Consider the following 18,674-nt stretch of genomic DNA (forward strand, 5'->3'; position numbering starts at 1 on the left):
CGCGCCCGGCGCATTGGCCGGGCGCACTCCCCTCCCCCCAGGAGGCAGATTACTGCGCTGCTTCCTCGGGCTGGTCGGCGTCGATGAAGCCACCCGACTGGCGGTGCCAGAGCTGGCTGTAGATGCCGCCGGTATCGACGAGCTGGGCATGGGTGCCCGTTTCGACGACGCGGCCTTTGTCCAGCACCACCAGCCGGTCCATCATGGCGATGGTGGAGAGACGGTGAGCAATGGCGATCACGGTCTTGCCCTTCATCAGCAGTTGCAACTGGCCCTGGATGGCTGCTTCGACCTCGGAATCGAGGGCGGAGGTGGCTTCGTCCAGCACCAGGATCGGCGCGTTCTTGAGCAGCACGCGGGCGATGGCGATGCGCTGGCGCTGGCCGCCGGACAGCTTGACGCCGCGTTCGCCGACATGGGCATCGAAACCCTTGCGGCCCGACGCGTCACTGAGCCCCGTGATGAAGTCCGAAGCCTCGGCCAGTTCGGCAGCTTCGCGCATCATCTCCTCGGTCGCATCGGGGCGGCCATAGAGGATGTTGTCGCGCACCGAGCGGTGCAGCAGGGACGTATCCTGCGTCACCACGCCGATATTGGCCCGCAGGCTGTCCTGCGTGACCCTGGCGATATCGTGCCCGTCGATCAGGATATGGCCGTCGGCGCGGTCGTAGAAGCGCAGCAGCAGGTTGACGATGGTCGACTTGCCGGCGCCCGAGCGACCGACCAGGCCGATCTTCTCGCCGGGACGGATATGCAGGTTGAGATCGTCGATCACGCCGGTTTTCTTGCCGTAGTGGAACGAGACATTCTCGAACTTGATATCGCCATTGACCGTGCCGATGGGCTTGGCATCCTTGGCGTCGGAGACGACACGCGGCAGCGAGAAGGACGAGATGCCGTCCTTGACCGTGCCGATATTCTCGAACAGCGAGGACATTTCCCACATGACCCACTGGCTCATGCCCTGGAAGCGCATGACCAGGCCGAGCGACACGGCCAGCGCGCCGGGGGTCATCAGGCCCTGCATCCACAGCCAGATGCCGGTGGCGCCGACCGCGGCCAGCAGCAGGGCATTGGACCACAGCACCAGCATGTTGAGCAGGGTGAACAGGCGCATCTGCCGGTAGACGGTGTCGAGAAACTCGTCCATCGCCTCCTTGGCATAGGCTTCTTCGCGGTTGGAATGGCTGAAGAGCTTGACCGTGGCGATATTGGTATAGCTGTCGACGATGCGGCCGGTCATCATCGAGCGGGCATCGGCCTGTGCCTGGGAAATCTTGCCCATGCGCGGGATGAAATAGACCATCATCGACACATAGGCCGCCAGCCAGACCAGGAAGGGAATGGCCAGGCGCCAGTCGGCTGAAGCGGCCAGGAACACCGCGCCGGTGAAGTAGACGACGACATAGACGAGCATGTCGAGCAGCTTCATCACCACTTCGCGCACGGCGAGCGAGGTCTGCATCAGCTTGGCGCCGATACGGCCGGCAAACTCGTCCTGGAAGTAGCTCATCGACTGGCGGATGAGATAGCGATGGCTCATCCAGCGGATGCGCTGGGGGAAATTGCCCAGCAAGGTCTGGTGCATGGTGAGGGTCGAGACCAGCGCGAAGCCGGGCAGGATGATGACGATCATCGCCCCCATCAGGACGAGCTTCCAGCCGTCGGTCTGGAGGAAAGTCTCGGGGTTCGCGCCGGCGAGCCAGTTCACCACATCGCCGATGAAGCCGAAGACGACGATTTCGCCAATGGCCACCGCGGCAGCGGCAAAGGCCATCAGCGCCAGCCATTTCTTGGCGCCGTGGCTGTAGTGGAGGCAGAAAGCCAGCAGGCCCTTGGGGGGCTCCACCGGATCGCCACCGGGATAGGGATCAAGACGTCGTTCGAACCAACGCAGCATTATTCTTCACCAGTGATTTTGCGGGGCCACATCGCGAAGACGGCGTCTCCGGTTCCAGCCGATGGAACCAGGACGTACGAGCCGATGCGATGCCGACCGGAAATTTCGGATACCGCGCTCGATACGCCCACACCCGGCGCAGAGGAGCAGCGTGCGACCCTCGGCAGGAGCCCCCTCCCCAATGCCGTCCCAATTGGCGTAGAAGAGTGGACCGAAGCGGTCGCTGGCCGATCAGGATACACGAATGCGCCGAATCTACTGTTGCGGCGCAGACACATTTCAGACCGACGATTTTTGCGGAATATATCCATGCGCACCGAAACCGAACACACCATCTTCCTGAAGGACTACACACCGAGCCCGTACCGGATCGTGTCAGTAGACATGGATTTCAGGATCGGCATCGACAATACCAGGGTGCGGGCGCAACTGACGGTGGAGCCGCGCGAAGGCACCGCGCCGGGCACGCCGCTGGTGCTTGATGGAGACGAATTGAGCCTGGGTTCCATCGCCATTGACGGGCTGCCGCTGGCGCTGTCGGCCTATGCGGCCGATGCCAATGGGCTGACCGTGGTCGAGCCGCCTTTGCGCCGCTTTGTGCTGGAAACCGAAGTCACCATCCAGCCCGAGGGCAATACCAAGCTGATGGGGCTTTATCGCTCCAGCGGCACCTGGTGCACGCAATGCGAGCCGGAAGGCTTCCGGCGCATCACCTATTATCTCGACCGGCCGGACAATCTGGCGGTGTTCAAGGTGCGGATGACGGCGCCGCGCGACGTGGCGCCGGTGCTGCTGGCCAATGGCAATCTGATCGACCAGGGCGATGCCGGCGACGGGATGCATTATGCCGTGTGGGAAGACCCCTTCCCCAAGCCGGCCTATCTGTTCGCGCTGGTGGCGGGGGACCTTGGTTCCATCACCGACAGTTTCACCACCATGTCGGGCCGCAAGGTGGCGCTGGCCATCTATTGCAGCCATGGCAAGGAGGACCAGTGCCTGTGGGCCATGGACAGCCTCAAGCGGTCGATGGCGTGGGACGAGCGCCGGTTCGGACGGGAATATGACCTCGACGTCTTCAACATCGTCGCGGTGAGCGATTTCAATTTCGGGGCGATGGAGAATAAGGGGCTCAATATCTTCAACGACCGGCTGGTCTTTGCCCAGCCGGAGACGGCGACCGACGCCAATTACGACGGCATCGAGCGGGTCATCGCGCATGAATATTTCCACAACTGGACCGGCAATCGCATCACCTGCCGCGACTGGTTCCAGCTCTGCCTCAAGGAAGGGCTGACGGTCTATCGTGACCAGGAATTCACCAGCGACGAGCGTTCGCGGGCGGTGAAGCGTATTTCGGATGTGGTGACCCTGCGCTCGGCACAGTTCCCCGAAGATGGCGGGCCGCTGGCCCATCCGCCGCGGCCGGATCAGTATCGCGAGATCAACAACTTCTACACGACCACGGTCTACGAGAAGGGCGCCGAAATCGTGCGCATGCTGGCGACGCTGCTCGGCGAAGCCGGCTTCCGCAAGGGCATGGACCTCTATTTCGAGCGGCATGACGGGGAAGCCACGACCATCGAGGCGTTCCTGCAGGTGTTCGCCGATGCCAATGGCATCGATCTCGAACAGTTCAAGACGTGGTATCTGCAGGCCGGGACGCCACGGCTTGATGTGGCCGAGCATTACGATGGCGACAAGCAGACCTATACGCTCAAGCTGAAGCAGGAGACGCTGCCCACGCCGGGCCAGCCGACCAAGGCGCCGCTGGTGCTGCCGATCAAGTTCGGGCTGATCGGGCCCAATGGCAGCCCGATGGGCTGGAGTGGGGTCAGTGGCGCCGAAGTGCGCGACGACATGATCGTGCTGAGGGATGCCAGCGCCGAAGTCACGTTTACCGGCATTCCCAGCCGGCCCGTGCCCTCGCTGCTGCGCGGGTTTTCGGCACCTGTCATCATGGAGACCGGGGCAAGCCAGGAGGACCAGTTGTTCCTTGCCCGACATGACAGCGACCCGTTCAACCGCTGGCAGGCCTTGCAGGATGTGGGCATGGCGCTGGCCGTGGATGCCGTGCAGGGCAAGCCATGGAGCGATGCGGCCGTGGCGGCGCTGAGCCAGGCCATGGGCGATACGCTGGGCAGCGACGCGCTGGACGACGCCTTCAAGGCGCTGGCGCTGAGCCTGCCCGACGAGCAGTTGATCGGCCGCACGATCGGCAAGGATATCGACCCCGGCGCCATCCATGATGTGCGCAGGCAATTGCTGCGGGCGGTGTTCGGGCCGCTGGCCCGGCAGATGCTGGCCACCTACAACGCGCTGGCCAGCACGGCGCCCTATGCCCCGGACCCGGCCAGCACGGGGCGGCGCGCCTTGCGCAACCGCATGCTGAGCCTGCTGGTGGCAAGCGAGGCTTCCGGCGCTTCCCTGCTGGTGGCCCAGCAATATGATGCGGCGACCAACATGACCGACCGGCTGGCGGCACTATCGGCTGCGGCCATGGCGGGCACGCCGGAGGCGCCGACCATGCTGGCCGATTTCCGTACGCGGTTCGGTGGCGATCCGCTAGTGCTCGACAAGTGGCTGACCGTGACGGCGGCTGCGCCGCGCGACGGGGTGATCGAGGACATGAAGGCGATCCTGGCCGATCCCGCCTTCCCCAAGACCAACCCCAACCGGCTGCGCTCGCTGGTGGGCACCTTTGCCATGAGCAACCCGACGCAGTTCGCGCGGGCCGACGGCGCCGGCTTCCGCTTCGTGGCCGATTTCGTCACCGAGGTCGACAAGGTCAATCCGCAGGTGGCGGCGCGGGTGCTCACCGGGTTCCGCATCTGGCCGATGCTGGAAAGCAGCCGCCGCGAAGCGGCCAAGGCCGCGCTGACGGGCCTCTCCGCCGGCGGCACGCTGAGCCGGAATACCGCTGACATCCTGACGCGCATGCTGGCGGGGTGAGGCCGCCCCGCCTCCCGCTCTTTTATGGAGTGCAGCAAAAGTCACCTCTCCCCTCAGGGGAGAGGGAGCCCACGCTTTGGGCGATGAGGCCGGGCCGGCAAGGGGAATAGCCACAGGCCCCGCCCGGCGCCCTAAACCTCCGCCATTGTTGGAAGAATTTTTCTTCACCGCTAAGTGATTCTGGCGACTCGCGATTTTGCAGAACGCCCCTCCGGCGTGCCGGAGGGGGTCTGGACAGGCGAGTCGGTGTGATTCATTGTTTGTTAAAGGGCAAATCGGGCGGGCTGCTACAGCCTTACAGATGGGAGAATCGTATGCGGTCGGCGGAGGCATCCGGCGCCAGCGTTACCGGATTCGGTACTGGCAAAGGTCAGGCGGATTCCCGCCGCCCGGGTCAGGCGGGTTCCCGCCGCCCGGTGAGCATGCGGGCGGAGACTGCGTCCGTCTCCCGGCCATTCCGCATCGCCCTTTCCCCCATCACCATGGCGGTGGCGCTGACAGCCGTGCTGGCAGCGACCCTGTTCGTGATCTACGACGCCGCCCGCACCTTCGATGATGCCCGCCGCGACCTGTCGATCATCGGCACGGCGCTGGCATCGGAAATTTCCGGGATGAGCGCCGAGGCCGCCAATGCCGCGATCCATGCATCGGGCCAGCGCTTCGGCACCATCGCCCGGGCGAGCCTGCTGACTTCACCCGTGGTGCCGGGCAATGCACTGATCGTGCCGGCCGGACCGCATGGCATGCTGTCGCTCGAAACCGCGCAGGTGGACCACTGGACCGGCATCGGCCAGCGTGGGGCAGCGGCCTTCGGGCTGGCGGGGCTGATCGTGCTGCTGGTGGCGCGGCGGCGGCGCGACGACATGCCGGACATGGTGCAGCGCGACAATTACCGCACGCTGGCGGCGGCCATTCCCATGGGCGTGGCCTGCTGGAGCAAGAGCGGCAAGCTCATCGTCTGCAACGAGCAATATCGCAGCCGGCTCGACCTCCACAGCCTCAGCATGACCTATCATGATGCCGTCAAGCGCCTGACCATCGGCGGCTATATCAAGCTGGTGAACGAGGATGGCGGCAACAAGGTGCTGGAGCTGCATCGCGAGGACGGGTCGTGCCTGCTGATCGATGAGCGCCCCCTGGGTGACGGCGCCCTGATGACGCTGATCAGCGATGTGACCGAAGCCAAGAAGACCGACACCATGCTCCATGCCATCAGGCAGGAACAACGGCTGCTGGCCCGGCGCTACCACGAGGAAAAGCTCAAGGCCGAGGCGGCCAGCCGCTCCAAGACCAATTTCCTCGCCCATCTCAGCCATGATATCCGCACCCCCCTCAACCACATTATCGGCTTTGCCGAGCTGATGCGGCACCAGACCTATGGGCCGCTGGGCGATGCGCGCTATTCGGACTATGTGCAGTCCATCAAGACATCGGGCGAACATTTGCTCGCATCCTTCGCCACCATTCTCGATCTGGCCGAGCTCGAAAGCGGGCAGAAGGCGCTGCGCAGCGATCCGGTGGCCATAGACGAGCTGCTCGACGGCGTCATCCAGCGCTTCCGGGCGCAGGCCTCGCGGGCCGGCATCGTGTTCGTGCTGGGCGAGCCCAGTGGCGCGGTCGTGCGTGGCGACCGGCTCGGCCTCAGCCGCATGGTCAGCAATATCGTCGAGAACGCGCTGCGCTTCACGCCTTCGGGCGGGCGGGTGACGCTCAATGCCTTCGCGGCGCGCGATGGCGTGGTGGTTGAAATCACCGATACGGGCCTGGGCATGAGCGAGGAACGGCTGGCCAGCCTGTCACAGCCCTTCGCGCTGGGCGATTCCACCTTTACCCGCGAGGGCGTGGGGCCGGGCCTGGGCATTTCCATCGCCCGGGCCATAGCCGAACTGAGCGGGGGAAACCTGGCCATCGATTCCAGCCCGTCGCTGGGGACGACAGTGGCGATTTCGCTGCCGCTGCCGGTGGCGAACGCCTTGCAGGCGGCATGACATGATCAACCGGGACTGGCACGAAACGCATCGTATGCCCCGGAACGCCAATATCGAGCAGCGTATCGAATGGCATATCGAACATGCCGAGCAATGCGGCTGCCGGGATATCCCTGAAAGCGTCAAGCGTGCGCTGGAGCAGCGGGGCACGCCGGTGCCACCGCGACGGCAGGAGTAGCGGTCTCCTAACCCCCGGAGGCGAGCCAGCGATGGGCCGCTTCGGCGGTATCCGCCGGGTTGGAATTGAAGGCAATCCTGGCGCCCGGCGCGATGACGTGAACCAGGTTGAGCACCTTCTCGAACAGCAGCAGCAGTTCGGGCGGCTCGCGCAGTCCCGCGCCGATGACCACGCAATCGAACGGCTTCAACCGCAACGCCTGCTCGACGACCTGTTCGGCAGTGTCTCCGAGATCGATAAGACAGCTTTCGACATCGTAGCCGAACTCGGCGATGCGATTGATCTGGCTATCGAGATAGGCGCGGACCATGTCCGCCGTGAAGCCCGGCATGGCGCTGAGATCGGCGAAGGCCGGGTCGATCCCGATCGCCAGAACCGACTTCTTCCCGCTATGCTCGGTCATCAGAGTCCCCGCGCCTTCTCATACCACGCCGCCGCAGCAGCACTGACCTCGCCGCGCATCTGGAGCAGGTCCAGTTCCAGCCGGCCGAAATCGGGATAGTGCGTCAGGCCGGCCAGCAATTCCTTGAAGGCATCGGTCCAGGCTTCGTCCTTGAAGGGGCTGACCAGGGCCGAGCTCATCACCTGCAGGACCGTCGAATAGGTGAGGTGGATTTCGGCCAGCCGCGCGCCCTCAGGCACGAGGCCGGTTTCGCCCAGCCGGGCGAGGACGCGGGCGGTGAGGGCCTGGGGCAGGCCTATCGACTTGCCGGCGACCAGTTGGGCCGACTGGGCGATGAATTCGAGATCGACCAGCCCGCCTTCGGCCAGCTTGAGATCGAAGGGGTGGCGGGCCGGACGTTCCCGGGCCATCAGCGCGCGCATGGAGACGACGTCGTCGATGGTTTTGGGCACGTCGCGGGCGCGTTCCATCACCTCGGCGATGGCGGTATCGACCTCGGTGCCGAAGGCGTCGTCGGCGGCGATGACGCGGGCGCGGCTGAGGGCGAGGTGTTCCCAGGTCCAGGCATTGTCGCGGTGATAGGCGCGGAAGCCGCCGATGCTGGTGGCCAGGGGGCCGGCATTGCCCGAGGGCCGCAGGCGCATATCGGCCTCGTAAAGCACGCCTTCGCCGGTGGGCGAGGTAACCGCCGCGACGAGGCGCTGGGTGAGGCGCGTATAATAGTGATTGGTGGTGAGGGGCTTGTCGCCGTCGGACTCGGCATCGGGCGCATCGTAGAGCAGGATGAAATCGAGGTCTGAGGTGACCGTCATCTCGCGGCTGGCCATCTTGCCGAAGGCCAGCAGGGCGACGCGGCCGCCGGCCAGCCGGCCATGGCGGCGCTCGAATTCGGCGCGGACGCTGCCGAACAGGCGATTGACCAGGGTTTCGGCCAGGGCGGTGAACTGCTCCCCTGCCCCCGATGCGCTGACCGTGCCGGACAGGAGGCCCGCGGCGATGAGGAATTTCTGCTCCTGCCCGATGATGCGGGCGCGGTCGATGACTTCCTCATAGGAGCGCGACTCGGCGAGGAAGGCATCGACCTTGGCCACCAGTACGTCGCGATGCGTCACATCATTGGCGAAGGCCGGATCGATCAGGCCATCCATGACATGGGCGCGATGGATCACAGCCTCGGACATGCGGGGAGCCGAGGCCATGAGCTGGACCAGCAACCGGCGCAGGTCCGGATGGGTACGCAGCAGCGAGAACAGCGGTACGCCGGCCGGCAGTCGTGACAGGAAATCGTCGAAGCGCAGCAGGGCGTCGTCGGCATTGCCCGCCTCGCCGAGCGTGGCCAGCAAAGCGGGCAGCAATTCGGTGAGATGGGCGCGGGCGGCGGCGGCGCGGGTGGCGGCATAGCTGCCATAGTGCCATTTGCGCACCATTTCGATGGCCTTGGACGGGTTGGCAAAGCCCATGGCGGACAGGGTTTCGACCGTTCCGGGATCGTCGTCGCTGCCGGTGAAGACGAGATTGCCTTCGCCGCTGCCCAGCGTTTCGCCTTCGGTGAAGAGTTCGGAATAGTAGCCGACGACGCGCTCCAAAGCGGCGCGATAGGTGGTTTCGAAGGCGCGCAGATCGGGCTCGCCCATCAGCCGGCCGATGACAGCCACTTCTTCGGCGGAGGCGGGCATGGTGTGGGTCTGCTCGTCGCGCAGCATCTGCAGCCGGTTCTCGACGCCGCGCAGATACCAATAGGTCTGCGTCAGCTCGGTGGCGGCTTTCGGCGTGATCCAGTTGGCATCGGCGAGCGCCGCCAGCGCATGGGCGGTGGGCTTGACGCGCAGGGTCTTGTCGCGACCGCCGGCGATGAGCTGCTGGGTCTGGGTGAAGAACTCGATCTCGCGGATGCCGCCGCGGCCGAGTTTCACATTGTGGCCCTCGACGCGGATGTCACCGACATTCTTGGCGATGTTGATCTGGCGCTTCATCGCCTGGATATCGGCGATGGTGGCGAAGTCGAGATGCTTGCGCCAGACATAGGGGGCGAGCTCGCGCAGGAAGGCTTCGCCCACCTGCCGGTCGCCGGCGCAGGCGCGGGCCTTGATCCAGGCGGCGCGTTCCCAGTTCTGGCCGCGGCTTTCGTAATAGGCGAGCGCCGCATCGAAGGAGATAGCAACGGGGGTCGAGCCGGGATCGGGGCGCAGGCGCAGGTCGGTGCGGAACACATAGCCATGGGCCTGGCGGTCTTCCATCAGGAAGACCAGCTTCTGGATCATGCGGGAATAGATTTTCGTGGCTTCGCCGGGATCGGCCAATACTCCCTTTTCGAGGTCGTAGAAGGCGACGATGTCGATATCGGAGGAGTAATTCAGCTCCTGCCCGCCATGCTTGCCGAGGGCGAAGATGGCGAGGCCCGAATTGGCTGCTGTAGCCTCGGATGCCGGGATGGCCAGCAGGCCCTTTTCGGCGGCGCGGCGCATCAGCAGGTTCAGCGCTGCATCGAGCGCGGCATCGGCCAGGTCCGACAAGGCGGCGGTGGCTTGCGCCGTGGTCCAGGCGCCGCCGGTTTCGGCGATGGCGGCAAGCAGGGCCGTGCGGCCCTTGGCGATGCGGAGGACTGGCGCCAGAGCTTCCTCAGTGGCGGCAGTGCTGCCGAGGGTATCGACGACATCGATGATATCGGTAAAGGCGCCGTCGGCACTGTCGGCCAGGGCGGCGACCAGCCATTCGGAATTGTCCCGGGCCAGCGCCAGCAGATAGGGCGCGGATTCGAGCAATGGACCGATGGAAGGGGCGGAAGCGGCAAGCGCGGTGCGCTGGTCGGCCGGAAGCTCGGCGAGCCAGGCATCGAAAAGCGGCGTGGCAATGGGCGGCAGGGCGGAGAGCTTGATGGCCATGAGCGAGGGATAGCTTGGCTAACGCAAGCCGGCAAGCGGGTGCGCTCCCCTTCTCCCCTCGTGGGAGAAGGTGCCCGAAGGGCGGATGAGGGGGTTGCTCCACATACATTCAAGCATGGGAGAGCGCAGCACCCCCTCACCCGCTTTTCCGCTGGACGCGGAAAAGCCCCCTCTCCCACAAGGGGCGAGGGGTGGCTCCACTCATCTGGTTGAAACTAAGCCCCAGGCAGATCGATCACCGCGCGCACGCCCGGAGCGTTGTCCTCGATGCGGAATGTGCCGCCATGCAGACGGGCCACCGCGTCGACCAGCGACAGGCCCAGGCCGGAGCCCGGTTCGGAGCGGCTTTTCTCCAGACGCACGAAGCGCTCCAGCACGCGCTTGCGGTCGGCTTCGGGGATGCCGGGGCCGTTGTCGGCGACTTCGATCAGCACGCGGCCCGCATGCTGGCGCAGGCCGACGGTGATGCGGCCCTGCCCTTCCCCTTCGGGCTTGGCGTATTTGACGGCGTTTTCGAGCAGGTTGACCATGGCCTGCCCGATGAGCTCGCGATTGCCACGCAGATGCAGGCCCTCGGCGATCGATGTCTCGACAACGATGCCCTCGTCCTCCGCCACGGGGCTGTAGAGCTCGGCCATGTCGGCCACTACGGCGCTGACATCGACGTCGGCTAGCGCGCCGGAGGGGGCGCCGGCTTCGGCGCGGGCGATCATCAGGAGGGCATTGAAGGTCTGGATCAGGCGGTCGCTCTCGGCAATGGTGGTTTCCAGCGCCTGCTGGCGGACGTCGTCACTGGCGCCGTCGCGCAAGGCGGATTCGGCCTGGTTGCGCAGGCGGGTGAGCGGCGTCTTGAGGTCATGCGCGACATTGTCGGTGACTTCCTTGAGCCCCTGCAGCAATTGCTCGATGCGGTCGAGCATGGCGTTGAGATTGGTGGCGAGGCCATCGAATTCGTCATTGCGGCGGGTGACCGGGACACGCTCGGAGAGGTTGCCCGACATGATCTTGGTCGAGGTATCGCGGATGGTGTCGATGCGCTTGAGCACGCGGCGGGCCGTGATGCCGCCGGCCACCAGCGAGAACAGGATGATGCCGAGCACGCCGAACAGGAAGCTCTGCACGATGATGGCGGAAAAGCCCTGGCGCTCCACCACATCGCGACCGACGACCAGCCGCATGCCGTTGCTGAGTTCGACCGAGCGCACCACGGCAAAGCCGGTGCGTATGCGGCGCGGCGGGCTATCGGCATCGTCAGGCGGATCGATGAAGGGATTGGCCCGCTCGTAATCGAAGCTGTAGATGCCCGGTTCGATCAGCACATCGGGCGGCACATCGGTGACGTTACCGAGCAGGTACTGGCCGGTGGCGTCGCCGAGATAATAGACACCCGGTCCCGGCGCACGGGAGATGCGTTCGAGGGCAAAAGCCAGGGCACGGATGCCCTGCACCGCGTCGATGCGTTGCAGCACCCGCACTTCGCGGTCGATGTCATTGGCCTGCTGGCGCTGGATCTGCACGCTGGACTGCCAGGTGATGAAGGCCAGCAGCAGGATGGCGAAAAGCGAGAAGATCAGGATGAACGTCGCCGTCAGCCTGACCGTCGATGTGCGCCAGATCTGGGCAAAGCGGGTCAAGATCTACTCGCGGATCATGTAGCCGGCGCCGCGCACGGTATGCAACAGCGGGGTCGCGTAGCCCTTGTCGATCTTGGAGCGCAGGCGCGACATATGCACGTCGATGACATTGGTCTGCGGATCGAAGTGATAGTCCCAGACATTTTCGAGCAGCATGGTGCGGGTCACCACCTTGCCGGCATTCTTCATCAGATATTCGAGCAGGCGGAATTCGCGCGGCTGCAGCAGCACGGTTTCACCATCCCGCTCGACCTTGCGGGAGAGCCGGTCGAGGCTGAGACCGGCGACCTGGTAGCTGGTGGCGGCTTCGGAGGGGCTGGAGCGGCGCGCCAGCACTTCGACGCGCGCCAGCAGTTCGGTAAAGGCGTAGGGTTTGGTGAGGTAGTCGTCGCCGCCGGCGCGCAGGCCGGTCACGCGATCATCGACCTCGCCGAGCGCCGACAGAATGAGAACGGGGGTCTTGTCGCCCTCGGCGCGCAAGGATTCGACGATGGAGAGGCCATCGCGGCGGGGCAGCATGCGGTCGACGATGAGGATTTCGTAATCCATGCCCGAGGCCATGGCGTAACCCGTTTCGCCATCGGCGGCGTGATGGGTGATGTGGCCGGCTTCGTCGAGGGCCTGGATGAGATAGCTCGCGGCTTCCCGATCATCTTCGATCAGCAGGATTTTCACCGCGACGCTCCGTGGTGGTTGGCGGGAGCGGCCCCGGGGAAGCCCCGGAGCCGCAGGAGAGTATTACTCGGCCGCCAGCGGCAGGCCGATGAAGCGGTCATTGCCGTCGCGGCTGGCCTTGATCAGGGCGGTATTGCGCCCCTGGGCCTTGACCGCGTCAAGGGCCGCCTCGAATTCATCGAGGCTGTTGACCGGCGTATTGTTGACTTCGAGGATGGCATCGCCAACCGCCAGGCCCTTTTCGGCAGCCGCCGAATCCGGCTCGACATTCTGGATCAGCAGGCCACCCGAACCGTCGGCGTTCGGCACCAGGGTCAGGCCGACGCTGGTTTCAGCCGGGAGCGGCGCGGGCGGAACCGGGCTCTGGCCCTGGTCGGCCTGGGCCACCTGCTCTTCATTCAGCGTGCCGAGCTGCACCGAAAGCCTGGTCTCGGCGCCATCACGCCAGACGGTCAGCTCGACGGTGGAGTCGGGCGACTTGCCGGCAATGGTGCGGCTGAGGTCGAGCGCGTCGTCGATCGCATCGCCATCGACTGCGGTGATGATATCGCCCGACTTGACGCCGGCCGGGCCGGCAGGGCCGTCCTCGGCGACATTGCTGACAATGGCGCCCTTGGCTTCGGAGAGGCCCACGCCATCGGCAATGTCACGGGTCACATCCTGGATGCCGACGCCGAGATAGCCGCGGGTGACGGTGCCGCTGTCGATCAACTGCTGAACGATGCCCTTGACGGTGGCTGCCGGAATGGCGAAGGCGATGCCGACATTGCCGCCATTGGGCGAATAGATGGCGGTGTTGACGCCGACCACTTCACCCTTGGTGTTGAAGGCCGGGCCGCCCGAATTGCCGGTATTCACGGCCGCGTCGATCTGCAGGAAATCGCCATAGTTGGAGCCGCCGATATTGCGGCCCGAACCCGAAATGACGCCCACGGTCACGGTGCCGCCAAGGCCGAACGGGTTGCCCACGGCAACCACCCAGTCGCCAACGCGGCTGGCTTCGGTCTCGAAATTGACGAAAGGCAGGTCCGTGCCCTCGATCTTGACCACGGCCAAATCGGTCCGCTCATCGGTGCCGACGATTTCGGCAACCTGTTCGGTGCCATCGTCGAAGACGACGGTGACCTTGGTGGCATTCTCGACGACGTGGTTGTTGGTGACGATATAGCCGTCAGGCGAGATCACGAAGCCCGAGCCGGCGGCCATGAAATGGCGGGGAGCCTGCTCGCCGCGCGGACCCTGCCGGCCGAACTGGTCGCCAAACTGATCGAAGAAATCATGGAAGGGATGATCTTCGGGCAGGTCGGGGAAGTTGAAATTGAACTCGCCGCCGCGCCGCTGCACGTTGCGCGGGCTTTCCTCGGCCTCCACGAGGATGGACACCACGGCCGGCTTGACCGCTTCCACCAGGTCGGCAAAGCCGGCATGCGGCTGCGTCGCTTCGGGAACGATGATCTGGGCGGCATTCTGCACCTGGGCAGTGGCGGCCTGACCGGTCATGACGAAAGCGGTGGAAACGCCACCGATACCGACCAGCAGCGCCAGGGCGGAGGCCCCGAGCCAGCGGCTGGTACGCTTCAGAATGGTCGAGCGCATGTAATCATTCTCCTTCGGCAAGCCCTCAACAGCTTGTGGGGTCTAGATATGGAACGGACGATCTTTCTGCGAGGTTGCGCCAACATTAAACCTTGGCAATGTTGGCGGCGGGAATGGGGCGGCGATTGTGGCACCGCCAATGCCACGCCCTCGTGGTTCGAGGCGCGTGAAGAACGCGCACCTCACCATGAGGACTACTTATAGCTCGATGTTCCAGTAGCCCTCATGGTGAGGCGGGAGCGTAAGCGACCCTCGAACCACGAGGGCGTGGCAGGAATGCTTCTGCTACCTCAGCTCGTCCAGCGCCGCCTGCTCCTCGGCACTCAGCCCCGCCTCGACCGCCCGCCGCCGGTGGCCGACCACGACCAGCGTTCCCAAGCCTGCCAGCAGCAGCACGGGCGCAGCGATCCACAGCAGGATGGTGTGGCTGTTCACGCGCGGATTGAGCAGCACATATTCGCCGTAGCGATCGACGAGATATTGCCGCACCGCCTCGTCGCTGTCCCCGGCAACCAGCCGTTCGCGCACCAGCACGCGCAGGTCTTTCGCCAGGTCGGCATCGCTGTCGTCAATCGACTGGTTCTGGCAGACGAGGCACCGCAGGCCGGCCGAAATGTCGCGCGCGCGCTGCTCCAGCACCGGATCGGGGAGGATTTCGTCGGGGCTCAGCGCGACGACCGGGGTCGCGAGGCACAAAGCCAGCAGGAGCGCGCGGAGCCAGGTCATTCGGCGGCCTGGGGCGTTTGTTTGGCCGCCCGGCGCGGGGCACCGACGCGCAGTTTGCGGTCGGTGAGCGAGAGAAATCCGGCCCCGGCCATGAACAGCGCACCCAGCCAGACCAGCGTGATATAGGGCTTGTGCCAGATGCGAACGACATGGGTGTCGTCCAGCGGCTCGCCGAGCTGGAGATAGAGCTGGGAGAAGCCATAGGTCTCGATGGCCGCCTCGGTGGTGGGCATGCCCGAGGCGACATAGGTGCGGCGGTCGGCCAGCATCTGCCGCGTGCCGCCACCGGGGGCGGTGACGGTGAAACGGCCCTCGTCGGAAATGTAATTCGGTCCCGGAACCTGGGCGAAGCTGTCGAAGGCGATGGTGTAACCCGACAGTTCGGTGGTTTCGCCGGGGTTGAGCGTGGTGACCCGTTCGGTCTCCCAGGCCGTGGTAGCGACGATGCCCAGCACGGTGATGCCGATGCCGAAATGGGCAATGGCAGTGGACCAGGCCGAGCGCGGCAGGCCGAACAGGCGGCGGGCGCTTTCAGCCAGTGGAATGCGACCGAGCTTGCTGCGGTCGACCAGTTCGGCAATGGCGCCAAAGGCTACCCAGAAGCCGAGCAGCAGGCCAAGCGGGGCCAGCGATATGCTGACGCCACCCAGCGCCGAGATCAGGATAGTGGCGAAGATGGCCAGTGCCGCCGCGCCGATCAACCGCTGGGCCGCGCCCAGGATATCGGCGCGCTTCCAGGCCAGCAGCGGCCCGAAGGGCAGCACCAGCAGCAAGGGCGCCATGAGGGTGCCGAAGGTGAGATCGAAGAAGGGCGCGCCCACCGAAATGGTGGTGCCGGCCAGGGCATCGAGCAGCAAAGGATAGAGCGTACCGACCAGCACCGCGCCGACTGCGGTGGCGAGGAACAGGTTGTTGAGGATGAGCGCCCCTTCGCGACTGACCGGGGCGAAGAGGCCGCCCTGTCGCAGGGTCGAGGCGCGGAAAGCGAAGAGCGCGAAGGCGCCGCCAATGACCAGCGCCAGCAGCGTCAGGATGACCAGCCCGCGCGTCGGATCGCTGGCGAAGGTATGAACCGAAGTCAGGATGCCCGAGCGCACGAGGAAGGTGCCGAGCAGCGACAGGGAAAAGGTGATGATGGAGAGGAAGATCGTCCAGATTTTCAGTGCATTGCGCTTTTCCATCACCAGCGCGGAATGGAGCAGAGCGGTGCCGGCCAGCCAGGGCATGAAGCTGGCATTTTCCACCGGGTCCCAGAACCACCAGCCGCCCCAGCCAAGCTCGTAATAGGCCCAGTAGGAGCCCATGGCGATGCCGAGCGTGAGGAAGGTCCAGCTCAGCATGGTCCAGGGCCGCACCCAGCGTGCCCAGGCCTGGTCGATACGGCCGGAAACCAAAGCGGCGATGGCGAAGGAGAAGCAGATCGAAAAGCCGACATAGCCCGCGTAAAGCAGCGGCGGATGGATGGCGAGGCCGATATCCTGCAGCACCGGATTGAGGTCATTGCCCTCGATGGGGGCCGGAATCAGCCGGGCGAAGGGGTTGGAGGTGAAGATGGTGAAGCCGGCAAAAGCGGCGGTGAGCAGGCTCTGCGTTGCCAGCACCAAGGCCAGGAGATCACTGGGCAGGCGCCGGCCGAAGGCGGCCACCATGGCGCCGAAAGCCACGAGGATGAGGATCCACAGGACCATCGAGCCTTCGTGATTGCCCCAGACGCCTGAAATCTTGAAGATCAGCGGCTTCAGCGAATGGGAATTGTTCGCCGCCAGCAGCAGGCTGAAATCGGAGGTGACGAAGGCCTGGATCAGTGCGGCGAAGGCCACGGCTACGAGAATGAACTGCAGCACCGCGCCCTGGCTCAGCACCAGCGCGATCCGCTGGCCCGAGCGCCAGAAGGCATAGCCGCCAACCGCCGAAACGGTGGCAATGGCGAAAGCCAGGATGAGGGCGAAGTGGCCGAGTTCGATGCTCATGCTCGGGGAGCCTCGACATTCGAGAATGCGGGAACATTACCCCCACCCTTGATCCCTCCCCACAAGGGGGAGGGAGACGAGGGCACTTGGCACAGTGCATCCCCGACCACCGGGCAGGCTTCCCTCCCCCTTGTGGGGAGGGAGTGAGGGTGGGGGTATTTTAGGCACAGAGTTCCGATCATCACTGCCCACCCTCCGGCCGCCATTCGCCGCTGGCTTTCAGCGCGTCGACGACTTCCTTGGGGATGTAATTCTCATCATGCTTGGCCAGCACATTGGTGGCCATGAACGTCCCGTCAGGCCCGAGGCTACCCTCGGCCACCACGCCCTGCCCTTCGCGGAACAGGTCGGGCAATATGCCGGTATAGCGGGCGGCGACATCCTGCGCGCCGTCGGTCACCACGAAACTGTTGTCCTGGCCGGTACGGGTCCAGCTGCCGTCCTTGACCAATCCGCCCAGGCGCATCGGCGTGCCGGCCGCGATCTCGCGGGCCACGACGTCGGAGGGCGAATAGAAGAAAACGATCTGGTCGCGCAGGGCCACCAGCACCAGCGTCGTCGCCAGCGCCACGACCACGGCCAGGCCGGCAATGACGGCCAGCCGCTTCTGCTTGCGCGACCAGCCCTGCTTGCGGACGGTGGGCATGGTCATGGCGTGGCTCCATTGAGGGTGAGGCCGGCCCCGAGCGCCAGCGTATCGAGTTCGCCCCGATCGAAGGCCTGCGGCCAGGCGGCGACGGCATCGTCATAGGCGGCCTGGGCGCGAGCAGTGTCGCCCAGCACGAGATAGGCCCGCACCAGTTGCGTCCATTCCTCGACGCTGCCGCCTTGCGCAGCCAGCCGGTCGGCCAGGCCGCCGACCATCTGGCCGATCATTTCGGCCTCCTGCGCATTGGCCGGGGCCACGCCGCCATTCTGCGCCACGGCAAGCCCCTGCTGCGCCGCCGTCAGCCAGGGTTCGTCGCCCGTGGATAGAGCCAGGGCGGCATTCCAGAACGGAATCGCCTCGTCATAATGCCCCTGCCCCGTCAGCACCGAGGCCAGGTAGAGCCGCGACATGGCGTGGGACGGGTCGGCATCGGCGGCGGCACGCAACAGCGCGATGGCTTCGTCGGAGCCCGCATCGCCAGCGCCGAGCAACAGGGCTTCGGCGAGATTGGTCTGCAGGTCCGGCGTCGGCTCGCCTAGTTCCATCATGCGGCGATAGGCGCGCGCGGCATCGGCATAGCGGCCCATTTCGAGATAGGCCGGGGCAATGACCGTCCAGCCGCGCAGATCGTCGGGATTGGCGGTGAGTTGGGCCTCGATGCGGGCAATGGCCGCGTCGATGTCGATCTGCTGCGCCGCGACATCGCTGCGATCGGCCAGGGGCTGGCTGGGCAGATCAGGGTTGCCGAGCAGCGCATAGAGCCCCAAGGCCAGCACGGCGACCCCGCCAAGCCCCGCAAGCAGGGTGGTACGACCGAAGGCCGGTCCGGTGCCGGCGACTCGGCCGGTTTCGGATTTGAGGCGCAGGATTTCGCGCGCCAGTTCGCCGCGCGCGGCCGTCGCTTCGGCCTCGCCCAGCTTGCCGGCAGCCAGATCAGCGTCGATCCCGGCAAGCACGAGGCGAAAATGGCTGTTGGCATCGTCCAATTCGGGAGTGCCTGCGTTGACCGCACGCGAACCCGCCGCGTAAAAAAGTGCAGCGCAGGCAATGGCGGTAACGGCGATAGCGATGAACCAGAAAAGCATGGGCCCTGGATGCTTGACGCCGGCACGCGGCAAGATGAG

General features: G+C 65.4%; 13 protein-coding genes. 3 read left to right on the top strand and 10 right to left on the bottom strand.

The genetic code is table 11. The features are described from left to right. Window positions 1-49 precede the first annotated feature (49 nt). Entirely contained in the window at window positions 50-1,900 is a 1,851-nt protein-coding gene (locus NVV79_RS18755; RefSeq protein WP_303992483.1) for an ABC transporter ATP-binding protein, read from the bottom strand. Between the two features lie 309 nt (window positions 1,901-2,209). Here NVV79_RS18755 and pepN point away from each other — a divergent pair, with 309 nt between their 5' ends. The 3 genes from pepN to NVV79_RS18770 all read left to right on the top strand — a co-directional run bounded on the left by pepN (window position 2,210) and on the right by NVV79_RS18770 (window position 7,015). After that, on the top strand, window positions 2,210-4,849 hold the full coding sequence (gene pepN / locus NVV79_RS18760) for an aminopeptidase N (RefSeq protein WP_303992486.1): 2,640 nt from the start codon (window positions 2,210-2,212) through the stop codon (window positions 4,847-4,849). Window positions 4,850-5,271: 422 nt separating this feature from the next. After that, complete coding sequence (locus NVV79_RS18765) at window positions 5,272-6,837, top strand: HAMP domain-containing sensor histidine kinase (protein ID WP_303992488.1); 1,566 nt, start codon at window positions 5,272-5,274, stop codon at window positions 6,835-6,837. Between the two features lies 1 nt (window position 6,838). Beyond that, on the top strand, window positions 6,839-7,015 hold the full coding sequence (locus NVV79_RS18770) for a hypothetical protein (protein ID WP_303992491.1): 177 nt from the start codon (window positions 6,839-6,841) through the stop codon (window positions 7,013-7,015). 7 nt (window positions 7,016-7,022) lie between these two features. Here the strand turns inward: NVV79_RS18770 and NVV79_RS18775 are convergent, their stop codons facing one another. The 9 genes from NVV79_RS18775 to ccmI form a co-directional block, all read right to left on the bottom strand. Further along, window positions 7,023-7,418 (bottom strand): hypothetical protein, encoded by a 396-nt coding sequence (locus NVV79_RS18775; protein ID WP_303992494.1) that lies wholly within the window; start codon window positions 7,416-7,418, stop codon window positions 7,023-7,025. Next, entirely contained in the window at window positions 7,418-10,300 is a 2,883-nt protein-coding gene (locus tag NVV79_RS18780; protein ID WP_303992495.1) for a bifunctional [glutamine synthetase] adenylyltransferase/[glutamine synthetase]-adenylyl-L-tyrosine phosphorylase, read from the bottom strand. The genes NVV79_RS18775 and NVV79_RS18780 overlap by 1 nt, the downstream gene beginning before the upstream one ends. Before the next feature lie 215 nt (window positions 10,301-10,515). Then, the gene (locus NVV79_RS18785) at window positions 10,516-11,934 is read right to left on the bottom strand and encodes an ATP-binding protein (RefSeq protein ID WP_303992498.1); all 1,419 of its coding nucleotides are present in this window, start codon (window positions 11,932-11,934) and stop codon (window positions 10,516-10,518) included. Between the two features lie 3 nt (window positions 11,935-11,937). Beyond that, on the bottom strand, window positions 11,938-12,609 hold the full coding sequence (locus tag NVV79_RS18790; RefSeq protein ID WP_303992500.1) for a response regulator transcription factor: 672 nt from the start codon (window positions 12,607-12,609) through the stop codon (window positions 11,938-11,940). Window positions 12,610-12,672: 63 nt separating this feature from the next. Continuing rightward, window positions 12,673-14,205: a Do family serine endopeptidase gene (locus NVV79_RS18795; RefSeq protein ID WP_303992503.1), complete on the bottom strand. Its 1,533-nt coding sequence runs from the start codon at window positions 14,203-14,205 to the stop codon at window positions 12,673-12,675. A gap of 285 nt (window positions 14,206-14,490) precedes the next feature. Beyond that, window positions 14,491-14,931, bottom strand: a complete 441-nt coding sequence (locus NVV79_RS18800) for a cytochrome c-type biogenesis protein (RefSeq protein ID WP_303992506.1) — start codon at window positions 14,929-14,931, stop codon at window positions 14,491-14,493. Then, window positions 14,928-16,901 (bottom strand): heme lyase CcmF/NrfE family subunit, encoded by a 1,974-nt coding sequence (locus NVV79_RS18805; protein WP_303992508.1) that lies wholly within the window; start codon window positions 16,899-16,901, stop codon window positions 14,928-14,930. The genes NVV79_RS18800 and NVV79_RS18805 overlap by 4 nt, the downstream gene beginning before the upstream one ends. Window positions 16,902-17,082: 181 nt before the next feature. After that, entirely contained in the window at window positions 17,083-17,553 is a 471-nt protein-coding gene (gene ccmE, locus NVV79_RS18810) for a cytochrome c maturation protein CcmE (protein ID WP_303992511.1), read from the bottom strand. Continuing rightward, window positions 17,550-18,635 (bottom strand): c-type cytochrome biogenesis protein CcmI, encoded by a 1,086-nt coding sequence (gene ccmI / locus NVV79_RS18815; protein WP_303992514.1) that lies wholly within the window; start codon window positions 18,633-18,635, stop codon window positions 17,550-17,552. The genes ccmE and ccmI overlap by 4 nt, the downstream gene beginning before the upstream one ends. Between the last annotated feature and the right edge of the window lie 39 nt (window positions 18,636-18,674).

It is taken from the genome of Devosia ginsengisoli, assembly GCF_024707105.1.
GTDB classification, from domain to species: Bacteria; Pseudomonadota; Alphaproteobacteria; order Rhizobiales; family Devosiaceae; genus Devosia; species Devosia ginsengisoli_A.

Excerpts from the sequence above, each read along its gene's own strand:
- NVV79_RS18755 (WP_303992483.1), bottom strand. The coding sequence starts at position 1,900 with ATGCTGCGTTGGTTCGAACGACGTCTTGATCCCTATCCCGGTGGCGAT.
- pepN (WP_303992486.1), top strand. The coding sequence starts at position 2,210 with ATGCGCACCGAAACCGAACACACCATCTTCCTGAAGGACTACACACCG.
- NVV79_RS18765 (WP_303992488.1), top strand. The coding sequence starts at position 5,272 with ATGCGGGCGGAGACTGCGTCCGTCTCCCGGCCATTCCGCATCGCCCTT.
- NVV79_RS18770 (WP_303992491.1), top strand. The coding sequence starts at position 6,839 with ATGATCAACCGGGACTGGCACGAAACGCATCGTATGCCCCGGAACGCC.
- NVV79_RS18775 (WP_303992494.1), bottom strand. The coding sequence starts at position 7,418 with ATGACCGAGCATAGCGGGAAGAAGTCGGTTCTGGCGATCGGGATCGAC.
- NVV79_RS18780 (WP_303992495.1), bottom strand. The coding sequence starts at position 10,300 with ATGGCCATCAAGCTCTCCGCCCTGCCGCCCATTGCCACGCCGCTTTTC.
- NVV79_RS18795 (WP_303992503.1), bottom strand. The coding sequence starts at position 14,205 with ATGCGCTCGACCATTCTGAAGCGTACCAGCCGCTGGCTCGGGGCCTCC.
- NVV79_RS18800 (WP_303992506.1), bottom strand. The coding sequence starts at position 14,931 with ATGACCTGGCTCCGCGCGCTCCTGCTGGCTTTGTGCCTCGCGACCCCG.
- NVV79_RS18805 (WP_303992508.1), bottom strand. The coding sequence starts at position 16,901 with ATGAGCATCGAACTCGGCCACTTCGCCCTCATCCTGGCTTTCGCCATT.
- ccmE (WP_303992511.1), bottom strand. The coding sequence starts at position 17,553 with ATGACCATGCCCACCGTCCGCAAGCAGGGCTGGTCGCGCAAGCAGAAG.
- ccmI (WP_303992514.1), bottom strand. The coding sequence starts at position 18,635 with ATGCTTTTCTGGTTCATCGCTATCGCCGTTACCGCCATTGCCTGCGCT.